Here is a 22,251-nt window from a genome sequence, read left to right as displayed (position 1 = left end):
GATCAGTCGGTCGAGGCGTTGACCGTGGTGACCCAGTGGGCGACGGCGTAGCAGCCTGCTGCCAGCAGCGGGATCACCACGAACATGGCCGGTGAGCCGGCGACGTCGATGAGGAAGAGCATCACCAGCACGGCCAGCAGGCCCACGGCCAGGATGCTGGTGCTCACCGGCTCGGGCACCCGCGACAGGCGGAGCAGCGCCGAGCCGAGGGCGGCCATCGCCACCACGATGGCGAGCAGCATCAGCACCCCGGCGCCGCCGCACGACGACGTACCCCGGACGGCCTCGCACAGCTGCTGGGAGCCGAGGACCAGCAGTGCCGTCAGCAGGCCCACGACGACGCCGGTGAGCAGGGCGGCCGGGAGTGGCTGCACGCCGAACGGAATCGAGTCACCGGGCTGATCTCCGGGCTGATCTCTGGGCAGCTCGCCGGTGTCGTGGTGGGCCTCAGGTGGGGGTGCGACGGAGTCGAGCTCCTGCGTCGGCATCGTTGCCGGCTCCGAACGGGTGGGCACGGGTGCCTCAGGCATCGCCGGGCCGGGTTCGGGGCTGCGCTTTCTGCGCTTGCGCCCGAAGCCGAACGACGGCAGCTCCAGGGACGGGCCGTCCGGATCCTCGTCTGGCATGCGGCCGAGTGTGCCACGCAGCGTTCTCGGATCCCGGGGTTAGTGGGGATCTCCTGGGGTTCGTGGCCATCGCACAGGCCACGAACCCCAGGAGTCACCGGATATCCGGTGACTCCAGGAACACCCCGCCCCGCGAAAATCACGAAGAGCCGGACCGTTGCGGTCCGGCTCTTCCAGTGTCGGGCTGACAGGATTTGAACCTGCGGCCTCCTCGTCCCGAACGAGGCGCGCTACCAAGCTGCGCCACAGCCCGATTGCCCTGCTGGACCGATCCGGCCCACGAGCACGGCGAGCATACCCGAGCCCGATCGGCGCCTTGAAATCGACCCGGACGGGCGAGATCGGCGAGCTGGGTCACCGCGGCGTGAGCGTGATCAGGGTGGCCTCCGGCCGGCAGGCGACCCGGAACGGGACGTAGGGGTTGGTGCCCAGGCCGGCCGAGACGTGCAGCCACGCCGACCCCGGGTCGCCAGGCGCCGATTCGGCGGGATGCCGGTGCAGCCCCCTTGCGCGGGCGGGCTCGAGGTCGCAGTTCGTGGTCAGTGCGCCGACCCACGGCACACACACCTGGCCGCCGTGGGTGTGGCCGGCGATGATCGCGTCGTAGCCGTCGGCGGCGAACCGGTCGAGCACCCGCAGGTACGGCGCATGCACCACCGCCAGTCGCACGTCGGTGGTCGCGTCAGCGGGCCCGGACACCGACTCCAGGTCGTCGTAGCCCAGGTGCGGGTCGTCCACGCCGGCGAAGGCGATCCGGACGCCGCCGACCTCGAGGGTGCCGTACCCGTTGGTCAGGTCGATCCAGCCGGCGTCGGCGAAGACCCGGCGCAGATCGCGCCACGGCAGCTGCGGGGTGCTGGTGTTGCGGCTGCCGTCATCGGGCAGCAGGTAGCGCAGCGGGTTGCGCAGGCCCGGCGCGTAGTAGTCGTTGGACCCGAAGACGAACGCTCCCGGCACCTCGAGCAGCCCGGACAGCGCGTCGGCCACGGGCGCGACCGCGCGCAGGTGGGAGAGGTTGTCGCCGGTGTTGATCACCAGGTCGGGCTGCAGGTCGGCCAGGCCCCGCAGCCAGCGCTGCTTGGCGGTCTGGCCCGGGGTCATGTGGATGTCGCTGAGGTGCAGCACGCGCAGCTGCTCGTGCCCGGGCGGCAGGACGGGCACGCTCACCTGGCGCAGCGTGTAGGCGCGTGCCTCGCAGGCGGCGTACGTGCCCAGTGCGGCTCCGCCGGCGACGCCAAGCCCGAGCGTGCGGGCGGCCATGCGCATGAGGCTCACCGGGCAAGGCTGCCACACTGGAGCCATGAGCCTCCTCAAGGACCGACTCCGCGCCGACCTCACCGCCGCCATCAAGTCGCGCGACGAGGTGCGCTCCTCGACGCTTCGTATGATCCTGACCGCAATCACCAACGCCGAGGTCGCGGGCAAGGAGCACCGAGAGCTCAGTGACGACGACATCGTCGGGGTGCTCTCGACCGAGGCCAAGAAGCGCCGCGAGGCCGCCGTTGCCTTCGAGGAGGGCGGCCGGACCGAGATGTCCGCCAAGGAGCGAGCAGAGGGGGTCGTGATCGCCGACTACCTGCCCGAGCAGCTCGACGAGGCCGAGGTCAGCGCACTCGTCGCCGCTGCCATCGACAAGACGGGCGCCGCGGGCGAGGGCATGAAGGCGATGGGCAAGGTGATGGGCGTGGTGACCCCGCAGGTCAAGGGTCGCGCCGACGGCGGCGCAGTGGCCGCGGAGGTACGCCGCCAGCTCGGCTGAGCGTCAGCCGCGACCCCGGCCGTTGCCGTTGCCGTTGCCGCCGTCCTCGTCGGGCGGCGGGACGCTCCCCGAGGACTGGTAGAAGATCACGGTGTCGCCGCTACTGAGCTCGGCGCCGGCGCCCGGGGCGCTGTAGGCGACGCGGTCCGCCTCGACCTCGGAGCCGACGTAGCCACCGTTCTGCGCCACGAAGCCGGCCGCCTGGATGGCCGCGGTGGCCTCATCGACGGTCAGGCCCGCCACGTCGGGGACCGAGGCCAGCACGCCCGCGACCAGGTCGCCGGCCGGAGGGGAGAAGTCCTCGTAGTCCAGCCGCGGAGAGACGGCGTCCATCGCCTCGCCCCAGATGGGGCCGGCGATGGTGGAGCCGAAAGCGTTGCCGATGTAGGAGCCGCCCACCGACTGACCGTTGAGGGTGATCCACTGGCCCAGCGAGTTGGCGCCCGCGACCATGGCGGCCGTGGCCAGCTGCGGGGTGTAGCCGACGAACCACACGGCGTTGTTCTCGTTGTTGGTGCCGGTCTTGCCGGCCGACGGCTTGTCGATGGCGATGTTCTGGCCGAAGCCACCCGGCTCCATCACGCCCCGCAGGACGTCGTTGACCGCGTCGGCCGTCGCGCCGGGCATGACCTGCCGGCATGCCTCCGGGTAGCTCTTCAGAAGCGCGCCGTTGGCGTCCTCGATGGCCGTGACCGGGCGCGAGTCGCAGTGCAGCCCGCGGCCGGCGAACGTGGCGTAGGCCTCGGCCATCGTGAGGGGGTTGGAGTCGGAGACGCCGAGGATCCACGACGGGACCCGTTGCTGCTTCGGCACGGTGATGCCCATGGCCTTGGCCAGCTTCAGGGGCTCGCACATGCCGGTGCGCGTCTCGAGCTGGGCGAAGAACGTGTTCACCGAGTGCTGAGTGCCGGAGTAGAGGTCGTAGGTGCCGCTTCCAGTGGAGTTGGAGACGGCCCACCCGCCGTCGCCGACGTACGGGCCGTTGCAGGTCTCGAACTCGTAGTCGGGGATGTCCATGCTGTCCGGTGCGGAGATGGACGTGCTCAGCGGGATGCCCTGGTTGATCGCCGACGCCAGCACGAACACCTTGAACGTCGAGCCGGCCTGGAAGCCGTTGGCGTCGCCGTACTCGCGCGGCACGACGTAGTTGAGGTAGGTCTCGCCGGCCTTCTTCTTGCCACCCATCGGGCGGGACTGGGCCAGGGCCTTCACGTTGCCCGTGCGAGGCTCGACCATCGCGAGCCCGCCGATGGCCTGGTCGGTGGCGTAGACGTGGTTCCGGACCGCCGTGTCGGCAGCCTTCTGGTAGTCGAGGTTGATAGTCGTGCGGATGGTGAGGCCGCCCGACTTCAGCAGCCGCTTGCGAGCGGCGACCGTCTTGCCGAGCGACTCGTCCTGCTCGAGGTAGTTGACGACGTAGTCGCAGAAGAAGGGTGCCTGCGACTGCGTGCAGCCGTTGGGGGAACGGGTGACGTGGAGACCGAGCCCCTTGGCCTTGGCCTTCTCCGCGCGCTGGGTGCTGATGACGTTGAGCTGGGCCATCCGGTCGAGTACGACGTTGCGTCGGACCAGAGCCTCAGCCGGGGAGTCGACGGGGTTGTAGCGCGTCGGGTTCTTCACAAGGCCGGCGAGCAGGGCCGACTGACCGAGCCTGAGATTCTTGGCGTTCGTGCTGAAGTAGTGGCGGGCCGCCGCCTGGATGCCATGGGCACCGTCACCGAAGTAGGCGATGTTGAGGTAGCGCTCGAGGATCCAGTCCTTGGAGTAGTTCTTCTCGAAGGCGATCGCGTACCGCAGCTCGCGGACCTTGCGGGCGTAGGTGTCCTCTTGCGCCGCGGCGATGGCCTTCTTGTCGTGGCCGGCCTGGTCGATCAGCGTCATCTTCACCATCTGCTGGGTGATCGACGAGCCGCCCTGGACCACGCCGTCGGACGCCTGGTTGGTCACCAGGGCGCGGATGGTGCCGCGGATGTCGAGCGCGCCGTGGTTGTAGAAGCGGTAGTCCTCGATGGAGACGATCGCCTGGACCATCTTGCGGGAGACCTGGTCGAGGCTGACGTTGACGCGGTTCTCGTCGTACAGCGAGGCGATGAGGTTGCCGTCGGGATCGACGATGCTCGTCTTCTGGGCCAGCGGCGTGGCCTCGAGCTCGGCGGGCAGGTTGTCCATGCTCTTCGCGACGTCCTTGGCGGCGACGCCGACGACCCCCGCGAACGGGACGGCGAGGCCCGCGACCAGGAGGCCCATCACGGCCGCCACGGCCGCCATCACACCCAGGTGAGCGAGCGCGGTGGGCCCATGGGGCCGCTGCGAGGATCGGTCCGACATGGACGCCAGAGTACGGGAGGGGCGTCGCCGGCCCCAGCCATGGCGTTACCAGGTCATCTCCGCACGGGCATGAGGACCACGCCGGAGTAGTCCAGATGGACTATGCGTATTGGGCCTTCGGTGGCTGGCACCCGCCGCCTCTGGTCCATACCTTTGCCATAGCACCGAGATGGGCATCATGGGGATGTCTAGCCGGTGTCGAGCGAAGTGGGGTTCGCGATGTGGGTTGAGGACTGGACGTCCAAGGCGGCGTGCAAAGACGCGGCACCGGACGAGCTGTTCGTGCGAGGCGCCGAGCAGAACAAGGCCAAGCAGCTGTGCTCCGGATGCCCGGTGCGGACCGAGTGCCTGGCCGAGGCGCTGGACAACCAGATCGAGTGGGGTGTGTGGGGCGGCATGACCGAGCGCGAGCGCCGGGCCCTCCTCCGCCGTCGGCCGGCCGCCTCGTGGCGATCCGTGCTCGAGGCCGCCCGCGAGAAGACCGTCAGCGTCACCGTCTGAGTCGCTCGAGGTCGCGGCACCCCTGAGGGCGCCAGCGACGTCCCGGTCGCTACGTCGGGCAGTCAGCTCAGGACGCGTCCTCGCCGTCCGCCAGTAGGTCCCCGATGCGTCGGAGGCCGTCGAGATCGTGTACGTCGCCGGCCAGTGCCGGGACCACGACCGTCGGCACTCGCGGATGGGCCGAGGCGAAGCGCTCGCACAGCTGCGCCTCCCGGGCCACCATCCGGGCGCGGTCGGCGTGCACGCGCAGCAGTGCGCCCGTGACCGACGCCGGGTCCTCGCGCGTCAGCCGGTCGGCCGCCGCCGTCGCCTCCTCGGCCGACAGCTCCTTGCCCGACGTCGTACTGGCGCGGTTGACGACGAGTCCCGCCAGCGGCATGTCGTCGTCGCGCAGCCGCTCGACGAAGTACGCCGCCTCCCGCAGCGCGTCGTTCTCGGGCGCGGCCACGACCAGGAACGCGGTGCCGTCGGTCTGGAGCAGCTCGAAGGTCTTCTGGGCGCGCTGGCGGAAGCCACCGAAGAGAGTGTCGAAGGCCGCCACGAACATCTGCATGTCCTTGAGCACCTGGGCGCCCAGCACCTTCGTCAGCGCGCCGGTCACCACGCCCACGCCCACCGTCATCAGGCGCGCGGGGCCCCGCGCGGGCGCCAGCAGCAGCCGGATGAAGCGGCCGTCGAGGAAGCTGGACAGCCGCTCGGGAGCGTCCAGGAAGTCCAGCGCCGACCGCGAGGGCGGGGTGTCCACGACGATCAGGTCGTAGCCGTCCGGCTGGCCGGCCCGCTCCTGCGCCTGCCGGTGGATCTGGCCCAGCTTCTCCATGGCCATGTACTCCTGCGTGCCCGCGAACGAGCTCGACAGCGCGATGTAGAAGGGGTTCTCGAGGATCTGCCTCGCCTTCTCCGGACTGGCCTGGCTCGTGACCACGTCGTCGAAGGTGCGCTTCATGTCGAGCATCATCGCGTCGAGGGAGCCCGCGGCCTCGTCCGAGAGCGGCACCGGGCGAGGGGTGTTGTCGAGCTGCTCGATGCCCATCGACTGCGCGAGCCGCCGGGCCGGGTCGATGGTGAGTACGACGACCTTGCGGCCACGCATCGCGGCCCGCACCGCCAACGCGGCAGACGTCGTGGTCTTGCCGACGCCGCCGGCGCCGCAGCACACGATGATGCCGGTGGCCGGGTCGTCGATGAGGGCGTCGACGTCGAGGTGCAGCCGGGCGCTCACGGGGCCATCCCCTGGTCGCGCAGCGCGGCTGCGAGGTCGTGGAGGCCCCCGGGGTCGACGCCGCCGGCCAGTCTCGGCAGCTCGTAGACCGGCCGGTCGAGGCCGTCGACGACCGCCCGCTGGGCGTCCTCGAGGGCGCGCCGGTCGGCGTGGTCCCGGCCCTCGTCGACCAGCGTGTCGACGAGCTCGGGGGTGACGTCGATCTTGGCCCTGGTGAGGTCCGCGGCCACCGCTGCCCGGTCGAAGTCGCCGTTGCGCGCTGACGTCAGCTGCTCGGGCAGCAGGTCGCGCCGGCGCACCTGGTTGACCACCACGGCGCCGACGCGCATGCCGGTCTCCTGCAGCTCGGTGATCGCGTCCGCCGTCTCCTGCACGGGCATCTCCTCGAGCACGGTGACCAGGTGGATCGCGGTGCGCGGCGACCGGAAGAGTCGCATGACGTTGTCGGCCTGGGACTTGATCGGACCCATCCGGGCCAGGCCCGCGAGCTCGGCGTTCACCCCGAGGAACTGGGCGATCCGGCCGGTCGGCGGCGCGTCGAGGACGACGGCGTCGTACGTGATGGCCTTCTTGTTGCGCGCGTTGCGCTGGGAGGCCTCGTAGACCTTGCCGGTGAGGAGCACGTCGCGGACTCCCGGGGCGATCGTGGTGGCGAACTCGACGACACCGAACCGGTCGAGCGCCTTCCCGGCGCGACCGAGCTTGTAGTACATGGAGAGGTACTCCAGCAGCGCGGACTCCGGGTCGATGTGCAGCGCGTGCACCGCCCCCGCCGCGCCCTCGTCGTCGGCGAGGCCACGCGCGATGCGACGCTCCTCGTAGGGCAGCGGGTCGACGTCGAACATCCGGGCGATGCCCTGGCGGCCCTCGACCTCGCACAGCAGCACGTTCCGCCCGGGCCTGGCGAGCGCCAGCGCGAGCGCGGCAGCCAGCGTCGACTTGCCGGTGCCCCCCTTGCCCGTGACCACGTGCAGCTGGACGCGGGACCAGTCGGCGGACACCGGGTCGGCGTCGGTCGCGAGGGACATGGGGGGAGCCTAGGTGGTGTGGTGATACCCGGATATCCGGGGATCGCCACGGTTTGCCGGCGTTGCAACCCCCTCGAAGCGCGAGGAACGCCGTCAGAGCTGCCTGGTCCGCGGCGCCTCCAGCCCGTCTCGGACCCGGCGCGAGAGGCCATGACCGGCACCTCGTCCCGCTGGCTAGGATCGCAGGCGTCCCGGTGTCGAGGCAGAGGTAGGGAGCAGCGGATGGACAAGGTCGTCGCGAGCGCGACGGAGGCCGTGGCCGACATTCCCGACGGAGCCACCATCTCCGTCGGCGGGTTCGGGCTCTGTGGCATCCCCTCGGTGCTGATCGAGGCACTCCTCGAGGCCGGTACGACGGATCTCCAGGCCGTCTCCAACAACTGCGGCGTCGACGAGTGGGGACTCGGCCGGCTGCTGCTCCAGAAGCGGCTGCGCCGGATGATCTCCTCCTACGTCGGAGAGAACAAGGAGTTCGCCCGGCAGTACCTCGCCGGCGAGCTCGAGGTCGAGCTCACCCCGCAGGGCACCCTGGCCGAGCGGATGCGCGCCGGCGGCTCCGGCATCCCGGCGTTCTTCACGGCGACCGGCGTCGGCACCCAGGTCGCCGAGGGCGGCCTGCCCTGGAGGTACGACGACTCCGGCAACGTCGTGGTCGCCTCGCCCCCCAAGGAGGTGCGCACCTTCGCCACGGCCGAGGGCGAGAAGCAGTTCGTGCTGGAGGAGGCGATCGTGGCCGACTTCGGGCTCGTGCGCGCCTGGAAGGGCGACCGGCACGGCAATCTCGTCTACCGCGACTCCGCGCGCAACTTCAACCCGCTCGCCGCCATGTGCGGGCGCGTCACGGTCGCGGAGGTCGAGCACCTCGTCGAGCCGGGCGAGCTCGAGCCCAACGACGTCCACACCCCGGGCGTCTACGTGCAGCGGGTGGTCCCGCTGACGCCCGAGCAGGCTGCCGACAAGCAGATCGAGAAGCGCACCGTGAGGGAGGCCTGAGATGAGCTGGACACGCGAGGAGATGGCGGCCCGGGCGGCCTCCGAGCTGACCGACGGCTCCTACGTCAACCTCGGCATCGGTCTCCCGACGCTGGTGCCGAACTACGTCGCCGACGACGTCGAGCTGGTGCTCCAGTCGGAGAACGGCATCCTCGGAGTCGGCGCCTACCCGGTCGCCGGCGAGGAGGACCCGGACCTGATCAACGCGGGCAAGGAGACGGTGACGGTGCGCAAGGGTGCGTCGTTCTTCGACTCCGCGACGTCGTTCGGGATGATCCGCGGCGGCAAGATCGACGCCGCGATCCTCGGGGCGATGCAGGTCTCCCGCAACGGTGACATCGCCAACTGGATGATCCCCGGCAAGATGGTCAAGGGCATGGGCGGCGCGATGGACCTCGTGCACGGCGCCAAGCGGGTCATCGTGCTGATGGAGCACACCGCCAGGGACGGCTCGCTCAAGATCCTCGACGAGTGCGACCTGCCCTACACCGGCAAGCGGGTGGTGCAGCGGATCATCACCGATCTGTGCGTCATCGACGTCGTCGACCCCGCCACCGGCGAGGTCGCGGTCTCCGGCACCCTCGGGGACCGCGCGCTGAGGCTGGTGGAGCTGGCGCCGGGCGTCACCGAGGCCGAGGTGCGTGAGAAGACCCAGCCGGAGCTGATCTCGTGACCACGCGCGAGCAGTCATGGACCGACGAGGGCTCACCTCCGGGCCGGCTCGTCGTGCTGAGCCGCAACCCCATCAGCACGGCCATGGAGTCGATCGCCTCCGCGGTCGGCTGGCAGGTCGTGGTGGTCGCCGACGACGAGGGTGGCCGCGGCGTCGAGCAGCTCGCCGGGCTGCGTCTCGCCGAGGGTGATGCGGTCGTGCTCTGCGACCACGACGCCCCCGACGCGCCCCGGGCGATGCGCGACGCACTGGCCTCGCCGGCGTCGTACGTCGCGATGATGGCCAGCAGGCGCCGCGCCGAGGGGCTCGTGCAGCAGCTCACCGACGAGGGCGTCCCCGGCCTGGAGAAGCTGCACGTCCCGGCCGGGCTGAACACCGGCGGCAAGCGGCCCGGCGAGATCGCGCTCTCCGTGGTGGCCGAGATTGTCGCCGAGAGCCACGGTCGCAGCGGCGGCCCGATGCGGGACCCTGGCGTCGGTCCGTGACGTCGGCTCCGATCATCCTGGTGCCCGGCTACTGGCTCGGCGCCTGGGCCTGGGACGAGGTGGCTGCTGCCCTGCGTGCCGACGGCCACGGCGCCACGGCCCTCACGCTGCCCGGGCTCGGGTCCGCCGACGCCGACCGCTCCTCGATCACCTTCGCCGACCACGTCGACGCCGTCTGCGCAGCGGTGCACGCTGCCGGTGCTCCCGTCGTACTCGCCGTGCACAGTGGCGCGGGGGCCGTCGGCTACGCCGTCTCCGACCGCGTGCCCGATCAGCTCGCGCACGTGGTGTACGTCGACACCGGCCCGGCCATCGGCCCGCTCGACGCCGACCTGGCTCCTGACGAGCTGCCGATGCCGCCGTTGGAGGTGCTGGGCCCCGCAGAGAGCCTCGCCGGCCTGACCGACGAGCAGCTCGCGACGTTCCGGGACCGCGCCGTGCCCCAGCCCGGTGGGGTGGTGCGGGGGAGCGCCGAGCTGGTCGACGACCGGCGCCTCGACGTCCCCACCACCGTGGTCTGCACGACCATCCCCGTCGACCATCTTCAGTCGGGCATCGCCGACGGTCAGCCCTGGGTCGGCGGGCTGGCGCAGCTGCGGCACGTCGCCCTGGTCGACCTGCCCACCAGCCACTGGCCCATGTGGTCGCGACCGGCCGACCTCGCCGCCGTCCTCTCGGAGATCGCGCGCGGAGACGTCAGCTGACGGGAGTACGACGCGACGCCAGGTGCGCCACGAGCGCCCACGCGACCGAGACGGTGAACACCGCCGCGAACGGGTCGCCGAAGACACCGGCGAGGTCGCTGCGGCGTACGGCGGCGAAGGTGACGCCGCACAGGGCCAGGGCCAGGGCAGCGCCGAGCGAGTCGGCGATGGAGAGCGCGGAGCTGTTGAAGCCGCGGTCGCGCTCAGTGGAGTGGCGCAGCATCGCGACGCTCGTCCGCGGGAAGGCCGTGCCCATGCCGATCGCCGCGACGGCGTAGCCGACGACCAGCACGACCGGGTGCAGCCGTGCGCCGGTGGCGACCAGTGACAGCGCCGCACCGCCCGCGAGCAGGGCGGTGCCGACGAGCATGGCGCGCTCGTCGCTGAGCCGGCTGCCCAGTCGGGCCTGGACCTGGCTGGCTCCGGCCCAGCAGACTCCGGCGGCCGCCAGCGCCAGCCCGGCGCGACCGGTCGACAGCCCCCAGTGGTCCTGGAGCACGAACGGCAGGTAGGCCTCGGCGCAGAAGAACGACGCCCCCAAGGCACCTCGGGTCAGCACCACGCTCGGCAGGCCGCGCGCGGCGGTGAGGGTGCGCTTCGGCACGAGGTGGCGTACGGAGACCAGCACGACGGTGGCCGCGGCGGCCGCGAAGAGCAGCCCGAGGCCCGAGCGCGAGCCCAACAGGTCGAGGGAGAGTACGGCGATCGCGGCGACCACGGCCCAACAGAGGCGGTCGACGGGCACCCGCTCACCGAGGGGCTCGGGATGCCCGCGGAGCCCGAGCAGCGAGGGCACGACGAAGGTCGTCGCGACGGCGACCAGGGCCACGACGGAGAGGAACACCCACTCCCAGCCCCAGTGGCTGGCGATGAGGGCGGCGATGGAGGGCCCGAAGAGCGACGGGAGCACCCACGCCGCCGCGAACCCCGCGAAGATCGAGGGCTGCAGCCGGGAGGGGTAGACCTGCCCGACGACGACGTACAGGCCGACGGTCAGCGCCCCGGCGCCGAGGCCCTGCACGAGCCGGCCGGCGACCAGGACCTCCATGGTGGGAGCGAGCCCGCAGACGAGCAGACCGAGCGCGAAGAGCACGATCGACGTGTAGAGCGGTGGCACCGGACCCCGGCGGTCGCTCCAGATGCCGCAGACGACCATGCCGACGACACCGGTCGCGAGCGGCGCCGCGAAGCTGATCGCGTAGAGGTGCACGCCGTCGAGCTCGCGGGCCACCTGCGGCATCACCGTGGTCACGGCCAGCGCCTCGAAGGCGGCGAAGAAGACGAGGGCCACCATGCCGACCGTCGTCAGGGCGTAGCCGCGGCTCAGGACGGTGTCTGGGCGTCCCGAGGACGGCGGCGTGCTCGGCGGGGCGGTTGGTGCTGTCACTATGAGAACCGTAGGTCGTCAACAGTGCTTGAGGTCAACACGAGATCGGCACGGGGATCAGTGCCGGTCCTCGAGGCCGACCGCCTCGCGCAGCCTGCGCACGGACTCCTGGAGGTTCGGGGAGTCCTCGGCGTGGTGGCTCATCAGGTCCGACAGCGCCTCGGCCAGCACGTTGAGCTTCTCCTGCGCGGCCTCCTCGCTGCGGCGGCCGGCGTTCTCGAGGAGCACGAGCAGCAGCAGTGACAGGACCGACGACACGGTGTGCAGCGCCAGCTCCCACTTGGTGGTGCTCTTCCACAGTGGGTAGCTCACCGTCCAGAGCACGATCGCCACCACGATGACGCCGAAGAACGGAGCACGGCTGACGTGCTGGTTGACGGCCTCCACGAACCGCTCAAAGGCGCCTCGCCCGTCGTCCTTCGTGCGCGATTCCGCGGCGTCGCTTCGTCCGTCCATGGGCGCAGGGTACGGCGCCCGGCGTGGCTCCGCCTCGCGAAGCCACACCGGGAGGGACTTCAGTCGACGGCCAGTCCCGCGGCCGGCGCGGTGCGCGCCGCCCGCCGGGCCGGGAGCACACCGGCCAGCAGGCCCGCCGCGCCGGCGACCGCGACGACCGCCGCCAGCTGGAGCCACGGCAGCACCACCGGGGCATCGGCGATCACCGGCTGCACCATCGCCTGGACGGCGACCCACGCGAACGCCACCCCGATGACCCCGCCCAGCACCGTGGCGACCACCGAGAGCAGCACCGCCTCGACGGCCAGCGTCGTACGGAGCTGACGCCGAGTCAGGCCCAGGGCGCGGAGCAGGGAGTTCTCCCGGCCACGCTCGATCACCGAGAGACCGAGCGTGTTGGCGATCCCGATGAGCGCGATCACCACCGCGACGGCCAGCAGCCCCACGACGGTGCCGGTCAGCACGTCCAGCTGGAGGTCGACCCAGGCACGGTCGGCCAGTCCGTTCTCCAGCTCGGCGCCCACAGGCGCACCCAGCGCGTCGAGGTCGCCACCGAAGTCGTCTCCGTCGGCTCCGTCGGCCGCGCGCAGCCAGATCGCGGTCAGGGCCGCGTCCGGGGCGAGCCGCGCCAGCGTCGCCGGTGCCACGACAGCTGCACTGCCCCAGCCCTCGCCGGTGACCACGGTCAGCCGCGCCGTGCGATCGCCGACGCGCACGGTGACCGTGTCGCCGTCGAGCTGCTCGGGCCCGAGCGCCTCCCAGGGCACGTAGATCTCGTCGGGTCCGGCCGCGGCCAACGGCTCGGCGTCACGGTTGACGGAGCTGCTGTCCGGCGCCGCCAGCAGCGGCAGCCCACCGGCGCCGACGATGCGAGCCTGCACGCCCTGCACCGGGACCGCCGTCTCGACCGACTCGAGGCCCTCGACCTTGTCGAGCACCGAGGCCGGGATCGGCTCACCTGTCGAGGTCAGCACCCCGTCGAGCGGGTGCTGGTGGTCCATCTCGGCGCCCAGTGCGCTGCGGGAGCTGGCCATGCCGGTGAGCACGGCCGTCGTCAGAGTGACCCCGATGAGCAGCGAGGCGGTGGTGGCCGCCGTACGACGAGGGTTGCGCACTGCGTTGCTCGTGGCCAGCCGGCCGGGCATGCCGGTGATCCGGCCGGTCGCCGGGCCGATCGCCCGGATCATGCCGGGCACGATGACCGGTCCGAGCATGAGCAGGCCGGCGAACGTCGCGGAGCCGCCGGCGACCATGGGCACCACCGACTCCTGGGCCACCGAGAGAGCCAGGAGCACCACGCCGGCCGCGATCACCATCAGACCGGCGGCGATGCGCCACCGCCCTGCGGTGGTGCGCACGTCGACACCGGAGTCGGGTCGCAGCGCGACGAGCGGGTCGACGCGTACGGCGCGGCGCGTGGGCAGCCAGGCCGCGACCGTGGTGACGAGCAGGCCGACGGCGGCGGCGCCGACGTACCAGAGCGGGCCGATGTCGACACCGCCCATCGATGCGTCGGAGAACCGTCCCCGGGCGAGGGCGACCAGGCCGTAGCCGACACCGGCCCCGGCGCCGATGCCGATGCCGGAGGCGACGACGCCGAGGACCAGTGCCTCGGCCCGGATGGAGCGCAGCACCTGACGCCGGGTGGCGCCCACGCAGCGCAGCAGCGCGAAGTCACGCTGGCGCTGGGCGAAGAGGATCGTGAACGTGTTCGCGATGACCAGCACCGAGACGAACAGCGCGATGGCCGCGAAGAGCAGCAGCATGGTGGCCAGCACGTTGACGCCCTGGTTGGCCTCGATCTGGCGCTCCTCGACGAAGTCGCCGACCGACATCACGGTCACGTCCTCGGTGATGTCCTCGATCTGGCGGGTCTGGTCGGCCACCGAGCCGGTGGAGGCCCACGCGACGCCGTCGACGAACATCGACTCGCCCCACGGGGCGAGATCCGGCCAGGTGAGGTAGATCGACGCGGCACTGGTGATCGACGGCGAGTCGACCTTCCCGACGACGTCGACGTCGACCGTGCTGTCCCCGGTGCCGATGGTGAGCCGGTCGCCGACCTGGACGTCGCCCTTCTTGGCGGCGTTGACGTCGACGACGGCCTCGCCCGGACGCGTGGCGAAGCGCCCGGCGGCCAGCTCCTGCCAGCGCAGGGCGGGCGCGGTGCTCAGCTCGCCGATGTCGGTCTCGTCGACGAGGCGCACGCCGTCGCGCGCGACGGCCTGGCGGGTCCAGCCGATGACGGCGGCGTCGGCACCGGCGTCGCCGGCTCCGTCACGGATCTCGACGGCCGCCTCGGAGGGGAGGCCGGTCGCGACGACGTCTGCACCGACGTAGGGCGCCTTGATGCCGGCCAGCATGCCCGAGCGTGCCGACGAGGTGAGCGCGGCCGTGGTGATGATGAACGCGACGCCGATGGTGACGGCGAGCGCGGCGGCGACGTACCTGCGGGTGTGGGTGTGCAGGGAGGCGAGCAGGACGACCCTCATCGGACGGCCGCCTCGCCGCGCAGCGCCGCGACGAGCCGGTCGGTGCCGGGCTCGACGAGGTGCTCGCGCACCACCCCGTCGGCGAGCACCACGACGTCGTCGGCGTACGCCGCGGCGTCGAGCTCGTGGGTCACCATCACGACCGTCTGGCCCAGCTCGCGCACGGAGCGGCGCAGGAAGCCGAGCACCTCGGCCGACGCCTCGCTGTCGAGGTTGCCGGTCGGCTCGTCGGCGAAGACGATGTCGGGCTGGGCGATGACCGCGCGGGCGATCGCCACCCGCTGCTGCTGGCCGCCGGAGAGCTGGTGCGGGCGGTGCCCGAGCCGGTCGCGGATGCCCATCGTGTCGACGACCAGGTCGAATCGCCCGGTGTCGACCGAGCGTCCGGCGAGGTCCAGGGGGAGGAGGATGTTCTGGCGCGCATCCAGCATCGGCAGCAGGTTGTAGGACTGGAACACGAAGCCGATGTGGTCGCGGCGGAAGACGGTGAGGGCGGTGTCGTCGAGCGAGTGCAGCTCGACCCCGCCGACCGAGACCCGGCCCTCGGTGGGAGTGTCGAGGCCGGCGAGGCAGTGCATGAGGGTCGACTTGCCGGAGCCGGAGGCGCCCATGATCGCGGTGAATCGTCCGTCGGGCAGGTCAAGGTCGACGCCGCGCAGGGCGTGCACGGTCGCGTCGCCGCGGCCGTAGGTGCGGCACAGTCCGCGGGCGCTGGCGGCGGTCTCGGCGGGGCCGGAGTCGTGGTGAGGAGTGGGGCCGAACGTCGTCTGGGTCATGACGACGACGCTATTTCTCCGCGGCCCCCCAGTCGTCAGGCCGCGGGTTGATCCCGGCGTCCACCCGCGGGATGAGTCAGCCGACGAGTCCGGCCTCGTGCGCCAGCACCACGAGCTGCACCCGGTCGCGCGATCCGGTCTTGGCCAGCAACCGGCTCACGTGCGTCTTCACCGTCGCCTCGGCCACCACGAGCTCGGCCACGATCTCGGCGTTGGAGAGACCGCGGCCGACCAGGACCAGCACCTCGCGCTCGCGGTCGGTGAGGCGGTCGAGCCGGACATCGTCGGCCGTCGGCGTACGGGCGTGGGGCAACGCGGAGAAGTGCTCGAGCAGCCGCCTGGTGGTGCTGGGCGCGACCACCGAGTCGCCTGCGTGCACGGTGCGGATGGCGCCGAGGAGGTCCTCGGGAGCGGCGTCCTTGAGCAGGAAGGCCGCCGCGCCCGCCCTGATCGCGGCGAAGGCGTACTCGTCGAGGTCGAACGTCGTCAGCACGATCACCCGGGGCGACTCCGGGTGGGCCGCCACCAGCCGGGTGGCCTCGACGCCGTCGAGGCGGGGCATCCGCACGTCCATGAGTACGACGTCGGCCGAGGTGGTCGCGAGCAGGTCGACGGCCGCCTGGCCGTCGCCGGCCTCGCCCACGACGGTGAGGTCGGCCTGCGACTCGATGAGCATCCGGAAGCCCGCACGCACCATCTGCTGGTCGTCGACGAGGAACACCCGGATCGCCTCACTCATAAGGGGATTCTCGCGTCCACCCGGAACCCGCCGCCCGGCCAGGGCCCGGCCGCGAGCGTGCCGCCGTGCACCGTGACCCGCTCTCGCATGCCGAGCAGCCCCAGGCCTGAGCCGTCGTCGTCGCTCGCTGCGCCGCGGCCGTCGTCCTCCACCTGCACGACCACCTCGCCGCCGGTCACCTGCACGCGCACCTGCGCCTCCACCCCCGGCCCGGCATGCTTGCGGACGTTGCTCAGGGCCTCCTGCACGACGCGGTACGCCGTGAGGGCGATGCCCACCGGCACCTCGGTGTCGAGCCCGTTCAGCTCCGCCCGCACTCCCGGTCCGGCCTGCTCGACCAGCACCGGGATGTCGGCCAGCCTGGGCGCCGGGGCGGTGCCGGTGGCGTCGGAGCGCAGCAGGCCGAGCATCCGCCGCATCTCGGTCAGCGACTCCCGACCCGTGCTCGCGATGGCGTCGAGCGCCTCGGTCGCCAGCGCGGGATCGTGCGCCGCGGCGTACCTCGCGCCGTCGGCCTGCACGACGATCACCGAGAGCCCGTGGGCCACGACGTCGTGCATCTCGCGAGCGATGCGGGTGCGCTCGTCGGACGCGGCGAGCGCCACCTGCTGCTCGGCCTCGCGGTGGATCCGCTCCGCGCGCTCGACGAGGGTGTCGACGTACGCCGCACGCGTGCGACCGAGAGTCCCCAGCGCCCACGAGCTGACCACGATGGCGGCGCAGGTGAGGAAGTAGGGCAGGAAGCGCTGCACGGTGAGCTCACGGGCACCGAGACCCTCGAGCCAGTCGACCGAGGCCACCGCGCTCGCGATGACACCGACCGCGAGCGCCGCCATCCCCGCGCGAGCGGTCGAGAACCGGGCGACGGAGTAGATGGCGACCGGCGCGGCCACCTGGCCCCAGATCGGGGTGCCCACCAGGGGCACCTGGACGGCGTGCGCGAGCGCGACGGCGGCGAAGACGGCGACCGGGTGGGCTCGGCGCCAGTAGAGCGGCAGCACCTGGACGAACGACAGCACCGTCCACCACGGGTCGACACCCGCCACCGGCATCGCCAGGGCGGGAAGCAGGAGCGTGGTGGCCAGGACGCGGTCGAACCACCGGCGGCCCGACGCCCCCAGCTGCCACGGGCGGCGTCCCGCCCCTGTCTCGTTCACGCTCGCCACCGTAGACGGACGCGCAGGCAGGTGCGTCAGACCACGGGATGACCCTAGGGTCGGGCCATGGCCGCCGAACTGGAGGAGCTGCTCGTCGCCGACCCCGCTGAATGGCGCGCCTGGCTGGAGGAGCACCACGACTCGTCGCCCGGTGTCTGGCTGATCCTGACCAAGAAGGGCGGCACCCAGACCACCATGACCTGGGCCACGGCGGTCGACGAGGCGCTGTGCTTCGGCTGGATCGACGGTCAGGCCCGCCGGCGCGACGACCAGACGTCGTACCAGCGGATGACGCCCCGCGGCCCGCGAAGCACGTGGTCGGCCCGCAACGTCGGGCACGTCGAGCGGCTCGAGCGCGAGGGCCGGATGACCGCCGCCGGCCGCGCTGCGGTCGACGCGGCCAAGGACGACGGCCGCTGGGAGCGGGCGTACGCGCCGCCCTCGGAGGCCGTCGTACCCGAGGACCTCGCGGCCGCGATCGCCGCCGTCCCCGCGGCCCAGGCGATGTTCGACGTGCTGACCAAGACCAACCGCTACTCGCTGATCCACCGCCTCGGCCAGGTGAAGAGGCCCGAGACGCGGGAGCGGAAGATCCGCGAGTTCGTGGCGATGCTGGCGCGCCACGAGACCCCGCACCCACAGAGGGCGAGGCCCGACTAAGGTCGGTCGCATGACCAAGTGGGAGTACCTGACGGCGCCGATCCTCACGCACGCCGCGAAGCAGATCCTCGACAACTTCGGAGCCGACGGCTGGGAGCTCGTGCAGATCGCGCCGGGCATGAACCCGGAGAACAACGTGGGCTACTTCAAGCGTCCTCTGGAGTCCTGATGTCCCATCCCGAAGAGAACCTCGCCGACCTCGGCCTGTCCGTGCCGGAGGTCGCCAAGCCGGTCGCCGTCTACGTGCCCGCGGTCCGCTCCGGCAACCACGTCTTCACCTCCGGCCAGCTGCCGATGCGCTCCGGCGAGCTGATGCTCACCGGCAAGGTCGGCGGCGAGGTCTCCCAGGAGGACGCGGTCGAGTGCGCACAGCAGTGCGCCCTCAACGCCATCGCCGCGGTCAAGGCCGAGATCGGTGACCTGGCGCTGGTCAAGCGCGTGGTCAAGGTCGTCTGCTTCGTCGCCTCCACCCCGGACTTCACCGGGCAGCCGGTCGTCGCGAACGGCGTCTCGGAGCTGCTCGGCAAGGTGTTCGGCGACGCCGGCATCCACGCCCGCTCGGCGGTCGGAGTACCCGTGCTGCCGCTGGATGCTCCGGTCGAGGTCGAGCTCCTGGTCGAGGTCTGACGGGTGAAGCGTCTCCCGCTGCCGGCGCACCTCGTCGCGCACGCGCAGGCCTACGCCGAGGGGTCGGCCGAGCCGGCCGAGCCGCGCAACGCCGCGACCGTCGTACTGATGCGGCCGTCCGACGACGGTCCGTCGGTCTACCTCCTGCGCCGGCAGACGTCGATGGCCTTCGCCGGCGGCATGTGCGTCTTCCCCGGCGGTGGCGTCGACGACCGTGACGACGACCCCGCGCTGGCCTGGGCGGGACCCGGCCCGGACGAGTGGGCTCGACGTCTCGGCGTCGACGAGAACCTCGCGCGCGCGCTGGTGTGCGCGGCGGTCCGGGAGACGTTCGAGGAGTCGGGCGTGCTGCTGGCCGGTCCCGACGCCACCTCGGTCGTGTCCGACACGACGGGCGACGACTGGGAGGCCGACCGCCTGGCGCTGGAGTCGCGCGAGCTGGCGTTCGCCGACCTGCTCGTACGCCGCGGACTGGTGCTGCGCACCGACCTCCTCGGCGCCTGGTCGGGTTGGCTGACGCCGGTCTTCGAGCCGCGCCGCTACCGCACCTGGTTCTTCGTCGCCGTGCTGCCCGAGGGCCAGCGCACCCGCGACGTGTCGACCGAGTCGTCGTCGGTCGCCTGGATGCCGGCGCGTGACGCCGTCGCGGCGGTCGACGAAGGAGAGCTCTTCATGATGCCGCCGACGTGGCTCACCTGCCTCGAGCTCGACACGTTCGACTCCCCGGCTGCCGTGATGGCCGCCGCCGAGGACCGCACCGTCGAGATCTTCATGCCCGAGGTCGTCACCGACGGCGAGGGGCACGTGCTGTCGACGCCCGAGCGCTACACCCGGCTGATCGCCGACCGATGACCTGGTCGGGGGGAGCGTTCGGGGCGCGAGCGCAGTGCGTGCTCGCTCCCAACCCCGGCCTGATGAGCCTGGACGGCACCAACACCTGGGTGCTGCGCGAGCCCGGTGCCCGCCGGTCGGTCGTGGTCGACCCGGGCCCCTCGATCCTCGCGCACCTCGACGCCGTGGCCTCGGTCGCGGGCGAGGTGGAGGTCGTGCTGTTGACCCATCACCACCTCGACCACTCCGAGGCGGCTCGCGAGTTCGCCGAGCGCATGGGGTGCGGCGTGCGGGCGCTCGACCCGGCCCAGCGGCTGGGCAGCGAGGGCCTGGCCGACGGCGACGTGGTGTCCGTCGACGGGCTCGAGGTGCGAGTCGTCGGCACCCCCGGGCACACCGCCGACTCGCTGTCGTTCCTGCTGCCCGCCGAGGGCGCCGTACTCACGGGCGACACGGTGCTCGGGCGCGGCACCACCGTGGTCGCGCACCCCGACGGACAGCTCGGCGCCTACCTCGACTCGCTCGATCGGCTGCACGCACTGGCCGCCGAGCACGACGTGACCTCGATCTGGCCGGGGCACGGACCGGTGCTCGACGACGCGCTCGGGACGCTCGACTACTACATCGCCCACCGCCAGGATCGACTCGACCAAGTGCGCGAGGCCCTGCGCAGCCTCCACGCGACCCACCGCGACGGTGCGCCGCTCGACCACGAGTCGCTGCCGCGGCGGATCGTGGAGATCGTGTACGCCGACGTCGACGAGGTGCTCTGGGGTGCCGCCGAGCTGTCCGTGCGCGCCCAGCTCGCGTACCTCCACCCCCGTTGAGTCGCGCGTTCGTACCCGTTGAGTTGCGCCGCCGTGCCTGTTGAGTCGCGCGTTCGTACCCGTTGAGTCGCGCCGCCGCATCAGTTGAGTCGCGCGTTCGTACCCGTTGAGTTGCGCCGACGGGCCGCAATCCGTCCACACCCTGGTCGCGGGCCGCACTTTCCACAGCCCGCCGGGTACGCCGGACTGACAGTACGGCGATCGTCGCAGGATCCCGGCCATGCCGACCTTTCCTGCCGATCCCTTCACCACGTCCATGGCCGCCTCGTGGGGTTTCTCCCGCAAGGTGCTCGGCGTCGCCGTCGCCGAACGTCGCCTCGTGCGGCTCATGGCCGGCCTCTACGTCCGCTCCGACGTGGCGCTGACCCCGTTGCTGCGCGCCCGGGCGGCTGCGCTCGTCGTCAGCGACCACTCCGTCGTGTGTGACCGCACCGCAGCATGGATCTGGGGCGTCGACTGCTTCGCGTACGCCGAGCTCGACGGGACGCCGGCGCTGGAGACGTGCGTCCTCCGCGGACACCGCGCCACCGAGCGGCCCGAGGTCGACGGTGGGACGCGCGACCTGCGTGACGAGGACTGGGTGATCCTCGACGGCGTGCGGGTGACGACTCCGCTGCGGACCGCCATGGACCTCGGGTGCGCGCTCCGTCGTCCGGTCGCGTTCGCCGCCATGGAGGAGCTCATGCGCGTGCACGGATTCGCGCTCGCCGACCTGCGTCGCCTGCTTCCGCGCTACTTCCGCCGGCGCGGGGTCGTGCAGCTGCGGCAGCTGGTCCCCTTGGTCAGAGGGGTAGCCGAGTCCCAACCCGAGGCGTGGATGCGGCTGGCGATCATCGACCACGGGCTTCCTGAGCCGGCGGCGCAGCACTGGGTCACCGACGCCGGCAGGCCGGTCTTCCGTCTCGACCTGGCGTACCCGCGGGCCCGCATCGCCATCGAGTACGACGGTGAGGAGTGGCACACCAGTGAACGCGATCGCACCCGGGACCTGGCTCGACGGGCCTGGCTGGAGCAGCGCGGGTGGACGGTCGTCGTACTCACGAAGCAGTCGCTCAACGACGTGTCAGACCCGTGGGTCACCGAGCTCGCGACGTTGCTGCGGACGCGCAAGGTCGCGTGAGGCGCGACTCGTTAGGCACGGAAGCGCGACTCGAGGGGCACGGAGGCGCGACTCGACGGGCACGAGGGCGCGACTCGACGGGCACGAGGGCGCGACTCGACGGGCACGAGGGCGCGACTCGAGGGGCACGGAGGCGCGACTCGACGGTCAGCGGGCGCGGCGGGACAGACGCTCGACGTCCATGATCACCACGGAGCGGGGCTCCAGGCGCAGCCAGCCGCGGGAGGCGAAGTCGGCGAGCGCCTTGTTGACCGTCTCGCGAGAGGCGCCGACCAGCTGGGCGAGCTCCTCCTGGGTGAGGTCGTGGTGGACGTGGACCCCGTCGTCGGCGGTGCGGCCGAAGCGGTCGGCGAGGTCGAGCAGCTGCTTGGCGACGCGACCGGGTACGTCGGAGAAGACCAGGTCGGCGACAACGTCGTTGGACTTGCGCAACCGTCCGGCGAGCTGGGAGAGCAGGCCACGGGCGACCATCGGCCGCCCCTCGAGCCAGCGCAGCAGGTCGGAGTGGGAGAGCGAGACGAAGGTGGTGTCGGTGACGGCGGTGACGGTGGCCGAGCGCGGGCCTGGGTCAAAGAGCGACAGCTCGCCGAACATCTGGCCGGGGCCCATGATCGCGAGCAGGTTCTCGCGGCCGTCGGAGGAGGACCGGCCGAGCTTCACCTTGCCCTCGGTGACGATGTAAAGCTTGTCGCCGGAGTCGCCCTCGTGGAAGAGCACCTCGCCACGGCGCAGCGACGTCTCGACCATGGAGCTGCGCAGCGCGCTGGCTGCTTCGTCGTCCACCGCGCTGAACAGCGGCGCCTGACGCAGTACGTCGTTGTCCACGGGGTCCTCCAGTCTCTGCCGCGCCCGAGCCGGGC

At 71.9% G+C, this 22,251-nt stretch carries 24 protein-coding genes and 1 tRNA gene; 12 read left to right on the top strand and 13 right to left on the bottom strand.

Annotated elements, in window-relative coordinates:
- Positions 1–2: 2 nt before the first annotated feature.
- From ACP7BP_RS04615 to ACP7BP_RS04605, 3 genes are all read right to left on the bottom strand, one after another.
- On the bottom strand, positions 3–626 hold the full coding sequence (locus ACP7BP_RS04615; RefSeq protein WP_426242931.1) for a hypothetical protein: 624 nt from the start codon (positions 624–626) through the stop codon (positions 3–5).
- Between the two features lie 179 nt (positions 627–805).
- Positions 806–879: transfer RNA gene (locus ACP7BP_RS04610), tRNA-Pro, on the bottom strand.
- 101 nt (positions 880–980) lie between these two features.
- Positions 981–1,892: a metallophosphoesterase gene (locus ACP7BP_RS04605; protein ID WP_426243386.1), complete on the bottom strand. Its 912-nt coding sequence runs from the start codon at positions 1,890–1,892 to the stop codon at positions 981–983.
- A 34-nt stretch (positions 1,893–1,926) separates the two neighbouring features.
- On the opposite strand from ACP7BP_RS04605, the gene ACP7BP_RS04600 reads away from it, so the two are divergent.
- A complete protein-coding gene (locus ACP7BP_RS04600; protein WP_426242929.1) occupies positions 1,927–2,385 on the top strand; it encodes a GatB/YqeY domain-containing protein in 459 nt (152 codons plus the stop codon).
- A 3-nt stretch (positions 2,386–2,388) separates the two neighbouring features.
- On the opposite strand, the gene ACP7BP_RS04595 is transcribed toward ACP7BP_RS04600, so the two are convergent.
- On the bottom strand, positions 2,389–4,713 hold the full coding sequence (locus ACP7BP_RS04595) for a penicillin-binding protein (RefSeq protein ID WP_426242927.1): 2,325 nt from the start codon (positions 4,711–4,713) through the stop codon (positions 2,389–2,391).
- Positions 4,714–4,932: 219 nt separating this feature from the next.
- Between ACP7BP_RS04595 and ACP7BP_RS04590 the strand changes: the two genes are divergently transcribed.
- Positions 4,933–5,214, top strand: a complete 282-nt coding sequence (locus tag ACP7BP_RS04590; protein WP_426243384.1) for a WhiB family transcriptional regulator — start codon at positions 4,933–4,935, stop codon at positions 5,212–5,214.
- Positions 5,215–5,281: 67 nt separating this feature from the next.
- On the opposite strand, the gene ACP7BP_RS04585 is transcribed toward ACP7BP_RS04590, so the two are convergent.
- Positions 5,282–6,436: an ArsA family ATPase gene (locus tag ACP7BP_RS04585; RefSeq protein WP_426242925.1), complete on the bottom strand. Its 1,155-nt coding sequence runs from the start codon at positions 6,434–6,436 to the stop codon at positions 5,282–5,284.
- Positions 6,433–7,464 carry an ArsA-related P-loop ATPase gene (locus ACP7BP_RS04580; RefSeq protein WP_426242923.1) on the bottom strand — a complete coding sequence of 344 codons (1,032 nt, stop codon included), beginning with the start codon at positions 7,462–7,464 and terminating at the stop codon, positions 6,433–6,435. The genes ACP7BP_RS04585 and ACP7BP_RS04580 overlap by 4 nt, the downstream gene beginning before the upstream one ends.
- Positions 7,465–7,686: 222 nt before the next feature.
- Between ACP7BP_RS04580 and ACP7BP_RS04575 the strand changes: the two genes are divergently transcribed.
- From ACP7BP_RS04575 to ACP7BP_RS04560, 4 genes are read left to right on the top strand one after another with little or no spacing between them, the layout of a single operon-like run.
- Positions 7,687–8,457 carry a CoA transferase subunit A gene (locus ACP7BP_RS04575; RefSeq protein WP_426242921.1) on the top strand — a complete coding sequence of 257 codons (771 nt, stop codon included), beginning with the start codon at positions 7,687–7,689 and terminating at the stop codon, positions 8,455–8,457.
- A 1-nt stretch (position 8,458) separates the two neighbouring features.
- Entirely contained in the window at positions 8,459–9,130 is a 672-nt protein-coding gene (locus tag ACP7BP_RS04570) for a 3-oxoacid CoA-transferase subunit B (protein WP_426242919.1), read from the top strand.
- The gene (locus ACP7BP_RS04565) at positions 9,127–9,615 is read left to right on the top strand and encodes an XdhC family protein (protein WP_426242917.1); all 489 of its coding nucleotides are present in this window, start codon (positions 9,127–9,129) and stop codon (positions 9,613–9,615) included. The genes ACP7BP_RS04570 and ACP7BP_RS04565 overlap by 4 nt, the downstream gene beginning before the upstream one ends.
- Entirely contained in the window at positions 9,612–10,319 is a 708-nt protein-coding gene (locus ACP7BP_RS04560) for an alpha/beta fold hydrolase (protein WP_426242916.1), read from the top strand. The genes ACP7BP_RS04565 and ACP7BP_RS04560 overlap by 4 nt, the downstream gene beginning before the upstream one ends.
- Here ACP7BP_RS04560 and ACP7BP_RS04555 read toward each other — a convergent pair.
- The 6 genes from ACP7BP_RS04555 to ACP7BP_RS04530 all read right to left on the bottom strand — a co-directional run bounded on the left by ACP7BP_RS04555 (position 10,312) and on the right by ACP7BP_RS04530 (position 17,326).
- Positions 10,312–11,706: an MFS transporter gene (locus ACP7BP_RS04555; protein ID WP_426242914.1), complete on the bottom strand. Its 1,395-nt coding sequence runs from the start codon at positions 11,704–11,706 to the stop codon at positions 10,312–10,314. The genes ACP7BP_RS04560 and ACP7BP_RS04555 overlap by 8 nt on opposite strands.
- Positions 11,707–11,763: 57 nt before the next feature.
- Positions 11,764–12,162: a low affinity iron permease family protein gene (locus ACP7BP_RS04550; RefSeq protein WP_426242912.1), complete on the bottom strand. Its 399-nt coding sequence runs from the start codon at positions 12,160–12,162 to the stop codon at positions 11,764–11,766.
- A gap of 59 nt (positions 12,163–12,221) precedes the next feature.
- Complete coding sequence (locus ACP7BP_RS04545; protein WP_426242911.1) at positions 12,222–14,654, bottom strand: ABC transporter permease; 2,433 nt, start codon at positions 14,652–14,654, stop codon at positions 12,222–12,224.
- Entirely contained in the window at positions 14,651–15,430 is a 780-nt protein-coding gene (locus ACP7BP_RS04540) for an ABC transporter ATP-binding protein (protein ID WP_426242909.1), read from the bottom strand. The genes ACP7BP_RS04545 and ACP7BP_RS04540 overlap by 4 nt, the downstream gene beginning before the upstream one ends.
- A gap of 76 nt (positions 15,431–15,506) precedes the next feature.
- A complete protein-coding gene (locus ACP7BP_RS04535) occupies positions 15,507–16,169 on the bottom strand; it encodes a response regulator (RefSeq protein ID WP_426242907.1) in 663 nt (220 codons plus the stop codon).
- Positions 16,166–17,326 (bottom strand): sensor histidine kinase, encoded by a 1,161-nt coding sequence (locus tag ACP7BP_RS04530; RefSeq protein WP_426242905.1) that lies wholly within the window; start codon positions 17,324–17,326, stop codon positions 16,166–16,168. The genes ACP7BP_RS04535 and ACP7BP_RS04530 overlap by 4 nt, the downstream gene beginning before the upstream one ends.
- Before the next feature lie 66 nt (positions 17,327–17,392).
- On the opposite strand from ACP7BP_RS04530, the gene ACP7BP_RS04525 reads away from it, so the two are divergent.
- The 6 genes from ACP7BP_RS04525 to ACP7BP_RS04500 all read left to right on the top strand — a co-directional run bounded on the left by ACP7BP_RS04525 (position 17,393) and on the right by ACP7BP_RS04500 (position 21,391).
- Positions 17,393–17,986, top strand: a complete 594-nt coding sequence (locus ACP7BP_RS04525; RefSeq protein WP_426242903.1) for a YdeI/OmpD-associated family protein — start codon at positions 17,393–17,395, stop codon at positions 17,984–17,986.
- Positions 17,987–17,996: 10 nt separating this feature from the next.
- On the top strand, positions 17,997–18,155 hold the full coding sequence (locus tag ACP7BP_RS04520) for a DUF4177 domain-containing protein (RefSeq protein WP_426242901.1): 159 nt from the start codon (positions 17,997–17,999) through the stop codon (positions 18,153–18,155).
- Positions 18,155–18,613: a RidA family protein gene (locus tag ACP7BP_RS04515; protein ID WP_426242899.1), complete on the top strand. Its 459-nt coding sequence runs from the start codon at positions 18,155–18,157 to the stop codon at positions 18,611–18,613. The genes ACP7BP_RS04520 and ACP7BP_RS04515 overlap by 1 nt, the downstream gene beginning before the upstream one ends.
- A 3-nt stretch (positions 18,614–18,616) precedes the next feature.
- On the top strand, positions 18,617–19,465 hold the full coding sequence (locus ACP7BP_RS04510) for an NUDIX hydrolase (protein ID WP_426242897.1): 849 nt from the start codon (positions 18,617–18,619) through the stop codon (positions 19,463–19,465).
- Positions 19,462–20,271 carry an MBL fold metallo-hydrolase gene (locus ACP7BP_RS04505; protein ID WP_426242896.1) on the top strand — a complete coding sequence of 270 codons (810 nt, stop codon included), beginning with the start codon at positions 19,462–19,464 and terminating at the stop codon, positions 20,269–20,271. Before ACP7BP_RS04510 ends, ACP7BP_RS04505 begins: the two co-directional genes overlap by 4 nt.
- Positions 20,272–20,491: 220 nt before the next feature.
- Positions 20,492–21,391 carry a hypothetical protein gene (locus ACP7BP_RS04500; RefSeq protein ID WP_426242894.1) on the top strand — a complete coding sequence of 300 codons (900 nt, stop codon included), beginning with the start codon at positions 20,492–20,494 and terminating at the stop codon, positions 21,389–21,391.
- A gap of 147 nt (positions 21,392–21,538) precedes the next feature.
- On the opposite strand, the gene ACP7BP_RS04495 is transcribed toward ACP7BP_RS04500, so the two are convergent.
- Complete coding sequence (locus ACP7BP_RS04495; protein ID WP_426242892.1) at positions 21,539–22,216, bottom strand: Crp/Fnr family transcriptional regulator; 678 nt, start codon at positions 22,214–22,216, stop codon at positions 21,539–21,541.
- Positions 22,217–22,251 lie beyond the last annotated feature (35 nt).

The sequence above is a fragment of the Nocardioides sp. LHG3406-4 genome (assembly GCF_049897745.1).
GTDB lineage: Bacteria > Actinomycetota > Actinomycetes > Propionibacteriales > Nocardioidaceae > Nocardioides.
Note: the sequence above shows the minus strand (reverse complement) of the source record. Positions and strands in the feature narration are given on the sequence as shown.

What these genes read in the sequence shown, in the direction of transcription:
- ACP7BP_RS04615 (WP_426242931.1), bottom strand. Translation starts at nt 626, where the DNA reads ATGCCAGACGAGGATCCGGACGGCCCGTCCCTGGAGCTGCCGTCGTTC.
- ACP7BP_RS04605 (WP_426243386.1), bottom strand. Translation starts at nt 1,892, where the DNA reads ATGCGCATGGCCGCCCGCACGCTCGGGCTTGGCGTCGCCGGCGGAGCC.
- ACP7BP_RS04535 (WP_426242907.1), bottom strand. Translation starts at nt 16,169, where the DNA reads ATGAGTGAGGCGATCCGGGTGTTCCTCGTCGACGACCAGCAGATGGTG.
- ACP7BP_RS04525 (WP_426242903.1), top strand. Translation starts at nt 17,393, where the DNA reads ATGGCCGCCGAACTGGAGGAGCTGCTCGTCGCCGACCCCGCTGAATGG.
- ACP7BP_RS04550 (WP_426242912.1), bottom strand. Translation starts at nt 12,162, where the DNA reads ATGGACGGACGAAGCGACGCCGCGGAATCGCGCACGAAGGACGACGGG.
- ACP7BP_RS04570 (WP_426242919.1), top strand. Translation starts at nt 8,459, where the DNA reads ATGAGCTGGACACGCGAGGAGATGGCGGCCCGGGCGGCCTCCGAGCTG.
- ACP7BP_RS04515 (WP_426242899.1), top strand. Translation starts at nt 18,155, where the DNA reads ATGTCCCATCCCGAAGAGAACCTCGCCGACCTCGGCCTGTCCGTGCCG.
- ACP7BP_RS04590 (WP_426243384.1), top strand. Translation starts at nt 4,933, where the DNA reads ATGTGGGTTGAGGACTGGACGTCCAAGGCGGCGTGCAAAGACGCGGCA.
- ACP7BP_RS04600 (WP_426242929.1), top strand. Translation starts at nt 1,927, where the DNA reads ATGAGCCTCCTCAAGGACCGACTCCGCGCCGACCTCACCGCCGCCATC.
- ACP7BP_RS04520 (WP_426242901.1), top strand. Translation starts at nt 17,997, where the DNA reads ATGACCAAGTGGGAGTACCTGACGGCGCCGATCCTCACGCACGCCGCG.
- ACP7BP_RS04540 (WP_426242909.1), bottom strand. Translation starts at nt 15,430, where the DNA reads ATGACCCAGACGACGTTCGGCCCCACTCCTCACCACGACTCCGGCCCC.
- ACP7BP_RS04595 (WP_426242927.1), bottom strand. Translation starts at nt 4,713, where the DNA reads ATGTCGGACCGATCCTCGCAGCGGCCCCATGGGCCCACCGCGCTCGCT.
- ACP7BP_RS04575 (WP_426242921.1), top strand. Translation starts at nt 7,687, where the DNA reads ATGGACAAGGTCGTCGCGAGCGCGACGGAGGCCGTGGCCGACATTCCC.
- ACP7BP_RS04505 (WP_426242896.1), top strand. Translation starts at nt 19,462, where the DNA reads ATGACCTGGTCGGGGGGAGCGTTCGGGGCGCGAGCGCAGTGCGTGCTC.
- ACP7BP_RS04580 (WP_426242923.1), bottom strand. Translation starts at nt 7,464, where the DNA reads ATGTCCCTCGCGACCGACGCCGACCCGGTGTCCGCCGACTGGTCCCGC.
- ACP7BP_RS04545 (WP_426242911.1), bottom strand. Translation starts at nt 14,654, where the DNA reads ATGAGGGTCGTCCTGCTCGCCTCCCTGCACACCCACACCCGCAGGTAC.
- ACP7BP_RS04500 (WP_426242894.1), top strand. Translation starts at nt 20,492, where the DNA reads ATGCCGACCTTTCCTGCCGATCCCTTCACCACGTCCATGGCCGCCTCG.